Genomic DNA, 13842 nt, shown 5'->3' with positions numbered 1-13842 from the left:
CTCAGCGGGACGGCGGCCGCGTGAACAGCGAGGTCTCGAGGGGGAAGCCGCGGACGCTGATCTCGTCGGCCACCTTGGGCACGGCTCCCGCGGCGTTGAATGTGCCCTCGACGGCGCCGCCCGCTGCCGTGCGCTCCACCGTGAAGGTGAAGATGTCGGACAGCTGGATCTCTTCCGCGGCCACTCCGGAGACCTCAGCGACGCGCAGCACCCGCAGCCGGCCGTCGCGCAAGCGGCCAACCTCGACCACCACCTCGAAGCTCGAGGCCACCCACTCGCGCGCCGCGGCGATGCCCGCGTTCGGCCGGGCGCCGGCGACGTCGCCGACGATACGTGAGAGCGCGCGCCGCGCGTTGGGCGCGTGAGCGCTGGCCAAGACGCCTGATGCACCGTCAGCCACCACGTCGATCAGCGCGGCGCTGAGCGCCGGCGAGGCCAGCTCGACCACCAAACGCGCGCCCGGCACCTGCGCAGCCACGCTCAGCACCTGCGCAGAGTCGTCACCTCGCCCGATGCTCAGCCGCGTGACGCTCTCTGCTGAGGCCGACACGTCATCGAGCTCGTAGAGCACTACCTGGCGGGCGTCGGTCCGGGCGGCGACGAGCGCGGAGACGACCGCGCTCGTGCCCGGATCCCGGGGACCGGTGACGAGCAGGTTCAAGCGCGCGGAGACCGCGTGGCCCAGGAACGTGGCGATGGCGCGGGAGATGGTGCCGCTGCGCACCAGCTCCTCGAGCGTCGCGCCGATGCGACGCGGTTTCTGGATCACCAGGAGTCCGCCCGGAGCCGCCAGACCGGTGGCCGCTCGCAGCTGCGACCCGTCCCGGAGCTGGCGACGGACCGCGGTCTCATCGCTCCCGAGGGGTTGGCCCGCTGCCCGACAAAGCCGTCGCACGACGCGGGTCAGCGCGTCTTCGGAGGAGAACCCGGGCACGACGGGCACATGGCGCCCGGCTTTCACGGACGAAACCGCATCGAACCGCGTCGCCACGATCTCGGTCACGCTCGAGTCCACGAGCAGCGGTCCGATCGGCCCCAGCTCGAACAGCTCCGCTCGCGCTTCCTGGCTGAGCTTGCCGATGTCCACGTCCGCCGCAAACTCGCCCTGGCTCTTCAGCTCGTGGGCGCGTTCTTCAATCGAGTGCTCGATGCGCCCGCGGGTGGCTTCGTCGATGATGCCATCGAGGACAGCGGGGTCGAGGTCACGACTCACCCGCGAGATGAGCGCAGTGAGCGCGGAGCGGTGGCTCTTGCTGTCCTCGCCCGACTGAGCCATCTGCCGAAGGTCGATGTCCGCATGCGAGACGTCGACCACGCTCGCGAGCGCCATCTTCTCCGACGGATGCGACTCCGACGGTGCCTCGACTCGGGGTTGCGACGGCATGCGCGGTGGTCCCGGCACCTCCGGGTAGCTCGCGCCGCTGGCTTCCTCGATGTCCGCGGGGAAGGCCGTCGCGCCGGACTCGCTGGCCGCCGCGCGCACAGCGGCCGGGACCGGTCCGCTTCCCGTCTGCTCGCCGCCGGTCGAGGGCTCACTGGCGCCCTCGGGCATCTCGATGCGCAGCACGAAGTCACCGATGTAGATGCGATCTCCTTCGCGCACGATGGTCGCTTGAGAGATGCGCCGGCGGTTGACGTAGGTGCCGTTGGTGCTGTTCAGATCGGTGACGATGAAGCGCGCGTCACGGAAGATGAGCCGCGCGTGGCGCTTGCTGACGTTGCCTTTCGGCAACATCAAGTCGTTGCCCTGCACACGCCCAACGCTCACTTCGGGGCGCTCGAAAACCTCTCGGCGTTCGGCTCCCCCCTTCTCGCTGATGACGATGGCGAACAACGAGCGACTCGACTGTGGAGGGGAAATCACAAGCAGCCCGGTAGATCTGCCGAAATCTCGGGCGGCCTGTCAATGTTACTGGCGAGTCCCCCCGGAATTCGGCCGCCAGAGTCGCCTTCCCCCGAGCCAGGCCAGAGTCGAATCAGGGTTCGCCGGCCGGCGACTGCCCGCGGACCTCGGTGGTCACCAGGGCCAGGAGCTCCCCCGCCAGGGCCATCACGTCGCGCTCGGAAAACCCACTGCCACGGAGCTCCCGGTAGATGGTCTTTGCCAGAATGCGCGCGGCGCGAGGATCGTTGGGAGCGGGGCTGGAGTCGAACGGAAGTGCCATCTGGATCAACCACTTGCGGGCAAAACGCCCGAACTACCTTTGCTCCCGCTGCAGTATGAAAGAACGGTGCCAACGACGCTGGAACCCAAGGCGGCCCCACCCTAGTTCCATTCGTCGCGGTGACTGCAAAAATGACGCGGCGTGCGCAAACTGAGCTTCGCACCGCGGCGCGTATGCTGCGCAGCACCGCGAATTTCTGGATCTTTCACTGGTTCAACCGCTCCGGGCGCCTCAGGTGCGCTGGCTGAACGTGGAAGGGGCCGGGTAGCTCGTCACCAGCACCTTGGCCGGCCGTTCGATCGCCGTCAGCAGGCTGGTCACCAGCTCTCGACCGTCGTCCCCGAAGTAGAGGGCCTCCCCCACCTCGGGGCTGCCATGCACCGGCACCGCCACGCCATTGCCCTGGAACCGGACCCGGCCGGTCACCTTCCGGCAGAGCGCCAGGTGGGAAGGCAACCAGCTGCCCGAGCTCTTGTCCCGGACGGCCACGCAGACACCGTCTCGGAAGTGATATTCGGTGTTCCGCGTCACGAACATGCGGTGACGACGACGATCTTTCCCAGACGCTGCGGGGCGGAAAGTGGATTCGGTTTCGCTCACGGTCTCTCTCCTCTGTGGCGAGCTGAGGCTGGCCCGACCACCTGGTACCGGCCAACTTTCGGGGCGCGCCCCGGCCGGCTTCGGGAAGCATTTCGTTAACCCGCATCGGACTGACTGCGGACAACTTCGTGCAGCGACGCTCCGCCCCGTACCATTTGGAAAATGCGGGCGCGCCACCGATTGCCAGGTCTCAAGAAGACCCGCGGGCTGCCAATGCTCAAACGGCGATCCGTCGAGCTCTGGCAGAGCAGCGACTATCGCTGGCGCGAGCTGTTCGAGGCAGCCGACGTGATGAGTGAAGGCGCCACCCGTGTCGAGCCCGACGGCCCCGTCTACTACGGCTCGACGAGCGTGCTCTTGACCCTCGAGTCGTGCGGCGGTCGCATCCCGGACGCGGACGCCGAGCAACTTCTCGCGCTCGTACCCAAAGACCCTCACGCGCGCCTGCGCGCCATTCGCGTGGCGTGCCTCGAAGCTCAGCTGCGCTCGGGGGGTGCGCTCGGGCGGGTCCGCGCCGAGCTTGCAGTGCGCCGCGACCCGCGGGGGATCCGCGTCGACATCGACGTCGAGGCGAACGTTCACGCGCTCGGCTCCGCCGACACGGGCTGAACGGAAATAATTCTCGGATGGACGTCAAGTCCATCTGCGCGTTTCGATTCGGCGCCGGAGCGCGGCGCAGCGGGGCGAAAACTGCGCAAGATCAGCGCACGATGTCGGCGACTCCACGCCGGGTCTTGACAGAAATGCTCGCGCGGAAGAATTGAGAGCTACACGTTACTCGGCAAGTGTCCTCCGTGATGAGCATGAAGCGCAAAAAGCGACGCGACGACAAGGTCATCCATGTCGTCTTCGGTCCGGGTGGCGGACGCGTCCAGACCAAACAGCGGAAGACCGCGAGCTCCAAGAAGGACGCAGCGCCATCCAACCGCGAGCCGCTGACCGACCTGTTCACCCAGAGTGAGATCGCGCGCCTCCTGGACATTTCGCCGAACCGACTGCGCACGCTCGACAAGACTGGTGTGGTTCCCCCCACGGGGCGGCGACGAGGACGCCGCGCCTACACCTTCTCGGATCTGATCGCACTCCGAACCGCCCAAGCCTTGCTCGATAGGAACGTGCGACTGCGGGACGTGACCCGAGCCATCAGCGCGTTGCAGCGCACACTGCCGCGCGTCGCTCGACCCCTGGCCGAGCTACGCATCGTCTCGGACGGACAGCGGGTCGTCGTGCGCACCCACGATGGCGCATTCGAACCGTTGACGGGGCAGATGGTGCTCGACTTCGAGGTGAAGACACTTCGGGACGACGTGGTGCGCGTGCTCAGACCTTCGGCCGGACGCGAACGCTCACGCAGCGCCTACGAGCTCTACCTCCGCGCGAGTCAGCTCGACGAGGACCCGCTGACCATGGATGAAGCGGAGGGGCTGTACCTGCAGGCCCTCGAGCTCGATCCGTGGCTGGCCATCGCCTACACGAACCTGGGCAACGTTCGCTTCCGCCGCGGCGATCCCGAGGCCGCCGAGGCGCTCTACCGCCGCGCCCTGGAGATCGACTCACACCAACCCGAGGCGCAGTACAACCTGGGCTATGTGATGCTCGAGCGCGGCCAACCCGAGCTCAGCATTCCGCTCTTTCACGGCGCATTGGAGAGTGATTCGAAGTTCGCGGATGCTTACTTCAACCTGGCGATGGCCTACGAGCAGGTGGGCGAGACCCAGAAGGCGCGTCCGTTCTGGAAGAGCTACATCGCACTCGAGCCGCAAGGCACGTGGAGCGAGATCGCCAAGCGCCACCTGTAGTCGCGCCCGAGTCGCCGGCGGGCGCTGTGGCTGTTCGTCAGCGGCCGAGCACTCGGTGCTGGAGGCTCGGGAGGTTCGTCCGCACTCGTTCGAGGACGGTTCGATCCAGGTCCGCGAGCACCACTCCGGCACCATCCGAGGCTTCGGCGATGACCGTGCCCCACGGATCGGCCACCAGCGAGTGCCCATACGTCGTGCGCCCCTTCGGGTGCGAACCCCACTGCGCCGCGGCGACGACGAAACACTGCGCCTCGATGGCGCGCGCCCGGAGCAGCACGTGCCAGTGGTCCTTGCCGGTGAGCAGGGTGAATGCGGCGGGCACGAGCAGGACCTCCGCCCCACGATCCGCAAGGGCGCGGTACAGCTCGGGGAAGCGCAGGTCGTAGCAGATGCTGAGCCCGAGTTTGTAGCCGGCGACCTCGATCACCTGCGGCTCGGCTCCCCGCAGGGTGGCCGCGGATTCGCTGATCTCGCTGCCGTCCGGCAGACGCACGTCGAACAGGTGGATCTTGCGGTAGCTCGCCCGGAGCTCGCCGTCGTCGCCAAAGACGGCCAGGGTGTTGTAGGGCCGCTCAGGGTCGTCGCTCCGCTCCGGGAAACCTCCGGCGGCCACGACGACTCGGTTTTCCGCCGCCATCTGTCGGAGCGCTTTCTGGATCGGTGGCCCATCATCACCCAGTCGCTCGGCGAGCCCGCGTTTGTCCGCTTCGGGTCCCATGAAGGCGAAGTTCTCCGGCAGGAGCACGACCTTTGCACCTCGCTCGGCAGCGACCGCCACCCACTGACGACAGGCCGCGAGGTTTTCCGTGACGTCGGCCTGGCACGACAGCTGGACGGCAGCGATACGAAGCGGAGCGGGGGGCGCGGGCTTGGCCATGAGGCGACAGCATACGCGCGCGCGCCGCGCCCCGACCACGAGCAAAATCGTTCTTTGGCGCAGGCCCGACTTACGCTGGGGGCTGGTTTCGCCGGCGAAGGGTCGGTACGCTGCCCGGTGGTCGGAGAATGAGCGAGAAGACCACCGGGGCAATGGCCGAGTTCGGCACGCCGGCGTCGCCGAATCGCGGCGGACCGGTAGCGGGGCTCGTGCTGCTGTACGCCGAGCGTTACGCGGAGCTGCCACCGGTGTGGCTGCTGGACAAAGAGCGCATGGTGATCGGCCGGGACGACGACGCCGACATCCGCATGGGCGTCACCGCCGTGTCGCGAGTGCACGCAGAATTGACCTGGGAGAACGATGCCTGGGTGCTGCACGACAAAGGCAGCAGGAACGGGACGCTGGTCGACGGACGCAGGATCACCTCCGTCGAGCTCGAGCCGTTGAACGAGGTCCGAGTCGGCGACGCGATCATGAAGTTCGTCGACAAACACGCCGAGGCGTTCTCGGAGTATCGCATCGACGGCGCGATGGTCCCCGGTGCATCGCGGCGCGCAGAGCAAGACAGCGCGCTGCTCGGCGGCTACCAGATCGATCGCATCTCGGCGGACCTCTGCCGCATCGCACCCACACCCCTCAGCGTGATGCTCCTGGGCGAGAGCGGCACGGGCAAAGAGGTCGTGGCCCGCGAGCTGCACCGGCTGAGCGGAAGGCGCGGGGCGTTCTCGGCGGTCAACTGCGCGGCCATTCCCGCCACGCTGATCGAGAGCGAGCTCTTTGGCTACAAGCGCGGCGCGTTTTCGGGCGCGGACCGCGACAAGCCGGGCCTGATCAAGAGCGCACACGAGGGCACCCTGTTGCTCGACGAGATCGGCGACATGCCGCTCGAAGCCCAGGCCAAGCTGCTGCGGGTCCTGCAAGCAAAGGAAGTATTTCCCCTGGGCGCGACGGCGCCGGAGCGAGTCGACGTGCGCGTCGTGTGCGCGACGCACCGTGATCTCTGGCGCCTGCAACAGGGGGGAGCATTTCGACAGGACCTGTTCGCCCGCCTGAACGAGTACCAGCTGCGCCTACCCGCGCTGCGCGAGCGCAAGGAAGACGTGTTCATGCTGGTGCAGGCCTTCCTGAAGCGGCACGGTCGCCCGGAGCTCGTGCCCACGTTCGGGTTCATGACCGCGGCGTTGCAGTACGACTGGCCGTACAACGTGCGCGAGCTCGAAGCGTGCGTGAAGCGTTGCATCGCCCTCTCGGAGTCCGACGTGCTCGGCGACCAGCTGCTGCCCGCGCCGGTGATCGAGGCCATGGAGGACTACGGCGACGTGCTGCGCGCCGCCGCCCTGCCCGGCGGCTCGAGCACGCCGGCCACAAGCCAACCCGCAGCGTCGCGCGCGTCCATGCCGACTGACGTCGAGCTCAGAGCGATGCTCGAGCAGCACGGCGGCAACGTGGCCGCCGTCGGCCGCCAGCTCGGCAAAGCACGCATGCAGGTCCACCGCTGGATGAAACGCTACGGCATCCACGTGGATGATTTCCGGCGCAGCTGACCGCCCGGCCATCGACCCTCGGCGACGGCCATCACCTGCCGGCGGAGCACGGCGCGAGCCCGCTCGACTGAGCCGACGCACAGGCGAGGTCGGACGCAGCGCACGCTCCCGCCCGGCACACCCGCGCGAGGTAACGCCCGCGACCGTCGGCGCAGGTGCAACAGGTCTGGCTGCACACCGACGCGGCTTGGCAGTCGGACCCCGGGGGCGCGCGCTGGTCTGACGGAGGACAGCGGGTGCAGCCGGCACGCACCAGCTCCGCGAGCACGTTCGCGCCACCCGCATCGCGATCGACCAACGTCACGCTGCCTGTGTTGCGGCAAGGCGCGGCGCACTGCTCCAACAGCGCGTGCTCGGCCGCGCAGCCGGCGATCCCCTCTCGTCGCTCGAGGCAGGTCGCCGCGGCGCACTTCGCCGAGCACTCGAGTCGAGACCCCGCGACACAAGCCAGGTAGGCAGTGCGGTCCTTTCCACAACCCCACGCACGCAACTCCCTGGTCCGGCTCCGACACGCATCGACGCAGGCGGCTTGGTCCTTGGGTCCCGCGCCTTCCCGCTCGCAGCCGCTTCCGGTGAGCGCAGCGCATGCAGTACCGCACTCGATGTCGACTCCACTCCCCTCGCTCCGGCGGGACGATTTCGCCGGACAGCCCCCGAGCCCCGTCAGGCACACGAACCCGAGCGCCCACGCGAAGACGCGAGTGCGGCCGCCGGGCCAGACGAGCGGGAAGGAGCGCATGGGGACTTTTCGCCTGTTTTTCTGGGCGACCTCAGACAAAAAGCATTGCTAGGCTACCCGGACGCTCGCAATTTCGAGTAGATGGCTCGCCAGATGGAGCGGCGGCCCGCTCCTTTGCTCGGCCCTCGATGCCCGTCTTGCTTCTCGCCGGTTTCCACCGTCTGGGGGTTCTCCTCCGAGCGCGAGCCCTCATCGGGCTGCTGACTGTCGTCTGGCTCATCACTTCAGCAGTGCCCGTTGCTGCGCAGCCCAAGCCCGCCGAACCCAAACCGGCTGAACCGAAGCCGGCCGAGCCCAAGCCGGCTGAGCCCAAACCGGCCGAGCTCAAACCAGGTGACGCCACGCCCGGTCCCGCCAAACCCCGTGCGCGCCGGAGCAGCGACGACGTCGGTGCGGTGCCACGGCTGCCCCCCGGCGAGGCAGAGAAGGCTCGCGGGCTGACCGTGGTCGCCATCGAGGTCGACGGCAATCGTCGCGTCACCAAGGAAGACATCCTCACCTACCTGCGTGAGCGAGTCGGCCAGACCTTCGCGCCCGAGGCGCTGAGCCAGGATGTACGAGAGCTCTGGAACTCGGGCTTCTTCGATGACATCGAGGTCGATCTCGAGAAGAGCGACGCCGGGGTCAGCCTGCGCTTTTCGGTGCGCGAGCGGCCGAACATCTCCGAGGTAGTCTTCGAAGGCAACTCGGAGATCGACACCGACGACCTCACCGAAGGCGTCGAGGTGAAGTCGAACACCATCCTGAGCCAGCCTGCGGTGCGGCGCAGCATCCAGAAGATCCGCGACATGTACGCGGAGCGCGGCTTCTTCCTGGCGGAGGTCAAGAGTGAGATCGTCCCGCTGAAAAACGACGAGGTGAGCATCAAGCTCACCATCAAAGAGCACGGCCAGGTCAGCGTCCGGCGCATCACGTTCATCGGCAACCACAGCATCCCCGACGAAGAGCTGCGCGAGCTGATGTTCACGGGAAACTCCGGCTTTTTTGCGTTCGGCTCGGGCGGCCCGTATCGCCAGGACGCATTCGAGCGCGACATCGCCGTCATCAGCGCGCTCTACTACGACCGCGGCTACCTCCAGGTCTCGATCAGCACTCCGCGGGTGATGCTGACCCCGGACCGCAACGGTATCGAGGTGAGCATCACCATCGACGAGGGCCCGCGCTACCGCATCCGACAGATGCGTGTGTACGAGAAGGGCAAAGACGGCACGGAGGTCGACCCGATCGGCGGCCGGCGTCGCCTGCGCAACATGGTGCGGGCAAAGCCCGGAGACTTCTTCAATCGCGCCGAGCTGCTCGAAGATCTGCAATCGGTGCGGACCCTCTACCGCGACCACGGCTACGCCAACGTCGAGGCCAACCCCCAGACACGCCTCGACCAGGAGCGCCACGAGGTCGACATCGTCGTGCCCGTCGAGCGCGGCCCGCTGGTCTACTTCGAGCGCATCGAGTTCCGCGGCAACGCCAAGACGCGCGACAAGGTCCTGCGCCGGGAGCTCGAGGTCGAAGAGGGTGAGCTATTTCACGAGACGCGCCTCGAGAAATCCAAGCGTCGAATCACGGCCCTCGGTTTCTTCGAGCGGGTCGACATCTCCACCGAGGAGGGGTCGGCGCCGGAAAAGATGCAGGTCAACATCGAGGTGACCGAGCGCCCGACGGGCACGTTCCAGGTCGGTGCCGGCTTCTCGAGCATCGAGAACTTCATCGCCACCGCTCAGGTTCAACAAGCCAACCTGTTCGGCAACGGCCAGAGCCTCTCACTGCAAGCGCAGGTGAGTGGACTCCGCCAGCTGGTCGATCTGCGCTTCTACGAGCCGTACTTCCTGGACAGCGATTTCTCGGCGAGCATCGATTTGTTCGACCAACTGCGCATCTACAACGACTTCAGCGAATCGACACGAGGCGGCTCCCTCACCTTCGGTTACCCGATCGTGGACCCGGAGCTGTCGGCGAGTGTCGCGTATACCGCAGAGCTGAACGACGTCTCGACCCAGACGACCTCGACCATTCTGGGCCAGACCGGTGGCACCAGTGTGTTCCGTCAGCTCCCCCTGGCCAACCTGTTCAACGACGGCTTCACCTCGAGCATCCGACCGGCGCTGACCTACGACTCCCGCGACAACCGCCTGTTCCCGACGGCCGGCGTCTACCTGCGTGGCTCGACCGAGCTCGCGGCCGCCGGCTTCGGCTCCGACAACGAGTTCTTGCGCCACCGTGGGGTTGCGCGCTTCTACTACCCCCTCGGCTCCGGGATCGTCGCCAAGCTGAACATGGAGGGCGGCCACGTCACGAGCCCCACCCAGGACGGGGTGCCGATCTTTGCGCGCTTCTTCCTGGGCGGCATCCTCGACGTGCGCGGCTTCCGCTTCCGATCGCTCGGCCCGCGCGTCCCGCTCACGCAGTTCACCGATCCCAACAGCGCTCCCATCCCCTACGGGGCCAACATCGGTGGCAACCTGAGCTACTTCCAGAACCTGGAGCTGGAGTTCCCGATCATCGACAAGGTCGGCATCCGCGGCGTGTTCTTCACGGACGCCGGCAACGCCTGGAACCTGGAGCAGAACTACTGCGACACGGCCGGCAAGGGCGCGCTCGCCAACCAGGGGACCACCTTCAAGGAGACCAGCCCCTGCTTCGACGGGCTGTCGAGCCTGGCGGCGCTCCGCACCTCCTATGGCTTCGGCATCCGCTGGTTCTCACCCCTCGGCCCGCTGCGGTTCGAGTGGGGTTTCCCCTTCAAGCCGCTACCCTACGAAGAGTCGAGCGTGTTCGAGTTCACCATCGGCAACTTCTTCTGAGCGGCGAAGAGCAGAGCGGGCACGGGCACGGGCAGGGGCACGGCGGATATGGATAGACCCCCTGGTCAGGGCTGAGCATGACGGGTATGAAGGACGACGTGGCCTCCGAGTCCGCTGACGACGACGTCCCGCCGACGCCCAAGAATTCGGTGCCGTCGGAGGACACCGAGCGCGATCTGGCGCCCGCGCGGCAGCGGGGCTCAGCCGTGGAAGCGGACGATATTTCGACCACGCTGAGCAACAGCACGCTGCTCAGCGTGAAGGGCGCGGCGGAGCAGTCGAGTGATGAGCCGAACCACCGAGTCGACGAGCTGGACCGCAGGTTCGATCAGCTCGAAGCTCGGCTGAAAGTGCTGGAGCTGCAGCGCTCGCCGGGGCCCGAGCCGGAGAACAAACGCTGGCTGTTCTGGGTCGGGCTGATGCTGGCCCTGGTGCTCGGCTGGCAGCTCCGCGCCTACTTCCGCTGAGCCGTATTTACTCTGGAATATCCAGGGCTTCTGACTGCTCGCGGGAGGTGCCGTTTGCGGCTCACCGTGGTATGCGGAAGGTGCCGCGCGCGAGCCCCCCGTCAGAGCGCGCACCACCACGACCTTCATGGCCAACCCGCCCCCGTCGAACCCCACGTCGTCCTCTTCGGACCAACCGATCAGCATCCAAGAGGAGATGCGCACGTCGTATCTCGATTACGCGATGAGCGTGATCATCGGGCGTGCCATCCCGGACGTCCGGGATGGTCTGAAGCCGGTGCACCGCCGCATCTTGTACGCGATGCGCGCCCTGAACCTCACGCCCGCAACGGCCTATCGCAAGTGCGCGCTGGTCGTCGGCGAGGTCATCGGCAAGTACCACCCCCACGGCGATGCAGCAGTCTACGACTCGCTCGTGCGCATGGCGCAGGACTTCTCCCTGCGCCACATGTTGGTGGACGGCCAGGGTAACTTCGGCTCCGTCGATGGCGATCCGCCGGCCGCGTATCGTTACACCGAGTGTCGCATGGCGAAGATTGCCATGGAGCTCATGGAGGACATCGAGAAGGACACGGTGGATTTCACACCGACCTTCGACGAGTCGAACGAGGAGCCGACCGTCCTTCCGGCGCGCTTCCCGAACTTGTTGGTGAACGGGTCGGGTGGCATCGCGGTCGGCATGGCGACCAACATTCCACCGCACAACCTGGCGGAGGTGATCGACGCGACCATCTGTCTGATCAACCGCCCCGAGACCAGCATCGAGGAGCTGATCGGCATCATTCCGGGCCCCGATTTCCCGACGGGCGGCATGATCCACGGCCGCGCTGGCATCTGGGCGGCATACAAGACCGGTCGCGGCAGCGTGGTGATGCGCGCCAAAACCCTGGTCGAGAAGGTCGCCGGCAACTCCGAGCGCGAGCAGATTGTCGTCAGTGAAATCCCCTACCAGGTGAACAAAGCGCGGCTGGCCGCCAAGATCGGCGAGCTGATCCGGGACAAACGCGTCGAAGGCATCCGCGAGGTTCGCGACGAGAGCGACCGCGACGGCATGCGGCTGGTCGTCGAGCTGAAGAAGGACGTCTACCCCGACGTCGTTCTGAATCAGCTGTTCCGCCTGACCGACCTGCAGGCGTCCTTCGGCATCATCAACCTCGCCATCGTGGACGGGCGCCCTGCAGTGCTGGATCTCAAGGAGACGCTGCGGCAGTTCATCGAACACCGGCGCGAGGTCGTGAGCCGCCGCACGCGTTACGAGCTGGCGCAGGCCGAAGCCTCCAAGGAAATCGTCGAGGGCCTCGGCATGGCGGTGACGGAGGTCGACCTCGTCATCAAGACCATCCGAGAGTCCCGCGACAGCGAAGAGGCGCGGGGGCGTTTGATGACGCTGCCGCTCGCCGGGCTCGAGTCCTTCGTGCGCCGCGCCGGGCGGCCCGAAGCGGAGATCGAGGCCGCCGCGCAGGTCAAGGACTACCGACTATCAGAGCGCCAGGCCAAGGCCATCTTGGACATGCGCCTGGCCAAGCTGACTGGCCTCGAATACGAGAAGCTCGCCAAGGAGTACGGCGAGCTGTGCGACGAGATCACACGCCTGCGGGCGATCCTGGGCGACGAGACGCTGCTCATGGAGGTGATCGTCAAAGAGCTCTTGGACGTGAGGTCGCGCCACGCCGAGGTGCGCCGCACGGAGATCGTCGACAACGAGGCGGAGATCCAGATCGAGGATCTGATCCAGGAAGAACCGATGGTGGTGACGATTTCCCACCAGGGTTACATCAAGCGCACCGCTCTCAACGACTACAAGGCGCAGAAGCGCGGCGGCAAGGGCAACCGCGGCATGGAAGCCCGCGACGACGACTTCGTGAACCAGCTGTTCGTCGCGTCGACCCACAGCTTCGTCTTCTTCTTCTCCGACATCGGCAAGGTGTACGTGAAGAAGGTCTACGAAATCCCGATGGCGGCCCGCCAGGCCAAGGGGCGGGCAATCGTGAATTTCCTCGGCATCGAGGAGGACGAACGCATCCGCGCCATCACTCCCGTGCCCGGATTCCAGGAGGGGATCTTCGTGGTCACGCTCACGACGAGTGGGCAGATCAAGAAGACGGAGGTGATCGAGTACGAGAACTACCGAGAGAAGGGCATCATCGGCGTGAAGATCGCCGACGACGACCACCTCCTGTCTGCGACCGTCACGGATGGGTCACGGGAGTTCTTGATCGCGACCAAGAGCGGCAAGAGCATCCGCTTCGACGAACAGCTCGTACGGCCGATGGGGCGCCCCGCAGCCGGGGTCAAGGCCATCTCGCTCGACGACGGCGATCAGGTGGTGGGTTTCGCCGCCACCGATCCGCTGCGAACGCAGGTCTTGGCGGTGTGTGAGCGCGGCTACGGCAAGCGCACCCCGCTCGAAGAGTTCCGGCAACAGGGCCGCGGCGGCAAGGGCATCATCTTGATCGATGCCAGCGACCGCAATGGTCCCGTCGTGGGCATCGCGCTCGTCACCGAGGCGGACGAGATCATGCTGATCACCGACCGCGGCCAGACGATTCGAACGCGCGTCTCGGAGATCCGCGAGACCGGGCGCAACGCTCAGGGTGTGAAACTCATGAGCGTGGACGAAGGTGAGCGAATCGTGGCGATGGAAGCCATGAGCGAGAGCTCATCCGGCCTGGACGACGAGAGCATGATGCCGCCGGAGAACGCAGAGAGCGCAGAGAACGCGGAGAACGCAGAGAACGCGGAGAACGCGGAGGACGCAGAGGACGCAGAGAACGCGGAGAACGCGGAGGACAGCGAGCCCAGCGACGAAGGCAACGGCGGCGAAGGCGGCGAGCCGAGCGACGACTGATGGCG

11 protein-coding genes are annotated in these 13842 nt (G+C 66.7%); 6 read left to right on the top strand and 5 right to left on the bottom strand.

Annotated features, from left to right (window positions below):
* Position 1: 1 nt before the first annotated feature.
* From tadA to IPI67_12240, 3 genes are all read right to left on the bottom strand, one after another.
* Positions 2-1864, bottom strand: coding sequence for a Flp pilus assembly complex ATPase component TadA (gene tadA, locus IPI67_12250; GenBank protein MBK7580969.1), 1863 nt, complete (start codon positions 1862-1864; stop codon positions 2-4).
* Between the two features lie 112 nt (positions 1865-1976).
* Positions 1977-2165 (bottom strand): hypothetical protein, encoded by a 189-nt coding sequence (locus tag IPI67_12245; GenBank protein MBK7580968.1) that lies wholly within the window; start codon positions 2163-2165, stop codon positions 1977-1979.
* A 231-nt stretch (positions 2166-2396) separates the two neighbouring features.
* Positions 2397-2765: a hypothetical protein gene (locus IPI67_12240; protein ID MBK7580967.1), complete on the bottom strand. Its 369-nt coding sequence runs from the start codon at positions 2763-2765 to the stop codon at positions 2397-2399.
* 162 nt (positions 2766-2927) lie between these two features.
* On the opposite strand from IPI67_12240, the gene IPI67_12235 reads away from it, so the two are divergent.
* The gene (locus tag IPI67_12235; GenBank protein ID MBK7580966.1) at positions 2928-3374 is read left to right on the top strand and encodes a hypothetical protein; all 447 of its coding nucleotides are present in this window, start codon (positions 2928-2930) and stop codon (positions 3372-3374) included.
* A 188-nt stretch (positions 3375-3562) separates the two neighbouring features.
* Positions 3563-4564, top strand: a complete 1002-nt coding sequence (locus IPI67_12230) for a tetratricopeptide repeat protein (GenBank protein MBK7580965.1) — start codon at positions 3563-3565, stop codon at positions 4562-4564.
* Between the two features lie 37 nt (positions 4565-4601).
* Here IPI67_12230 and IPI67_12225 read toward each other — a convergent pair whose 3' ends face one another.
* A complete protein-coding gene (locus IPI67_12225; GenBank protein MBK7580964.1) occupies positions 4602-5441 on the bottom strand; it encodes a carbon-nitrogen hydrolase family protein in 840 nt (279 codons plus the stop codon).
* A 152-nt stretch (positions 5442-5593) separates the two neighbouring features.
* Between IPI67_12225 and IPI67_12220 the strand changes: the two genes are divergently transcribed.
* A complete protein-coding gene (locus IPI67_12220; protein ID MBK7580963.1) occupies positions 5594-6985 on the top strand; it encodes a sigma 54-interacting transcriptional regulator in 1392 nt (463 codons plus the stop codon).
* Between the two features lie 31 nt (positions 6986-7016).
* Here IPI67_12220 and IPI67_12215 read toward each other — a convergent pair whose 3' ends face one another.
* Entirely contained in the window at positions 7017-7724 is a 708-nt protein-coding gene (locus IPI67_12215; protein MBK7580962.1) for a hypothetical protein, read from the bottom strand.
* A 404-nt stretch (positions 7725-8128) separates the two neighbouring features.
* On the opposite strand from IPI67_12215, the gene bamA reads away from it, so the two are divergent.
* The 3 genes from bamA to gyrA all read left to right on the top strand — a co-directional run bounded on the left by bamA (position 8129) and on the right by gyrA (position 13837).
* Positions 8129-10522, top strand: coding sequence for an outer membrane protein assembly factor BamA (bamA, locus tag IPI67_12210; GenBank protein ID MBK7580961.1), 2394 nt, complete (start codon positions 8129-8131; stop codon positions 10520-10522).
* 86 nt (positions 10523-10608) lie between these two features.
* Positions 10609-10989, top strand: coding sequence for a hypothetical protein (locus tag IPI67_12205; GenBank protein ID MBK7580960.1), 381 nt, complete (start codon positions 10609-10611; stop codon positions 10987-10989).
* A gap of 127 nt (positions 10990-11116) precedes the next feature.
* Positions 11117-13837 carry a DNA gyrase subunit A gene (gene gyrA / locus IPI67_12200; GenBank protein MBK7580959.1) on the top strand — a complete coding sequence of 907 codons (2721 nt, stop codon included), beginning with the start codon at positions 11117-11119 and terminating at the stop codon, positions 13835-13837.
* Positions 13838-13842 lie beyond the last annotated feature (5 nt).

The sequence above is a fragment of the Myxococcales bacterium genome (assembly GCA_016706225.1).
GTDB lineage: Bacteria > Myxococcota_A > Polyangia > Polyangiales > Polyangiaceae > JADJKB01.
The sequence above is the reverse complement of the archived record's forward strand: the minus strand, read 5'-3'. Positions and strand labels throughout refer to the sequence as shown.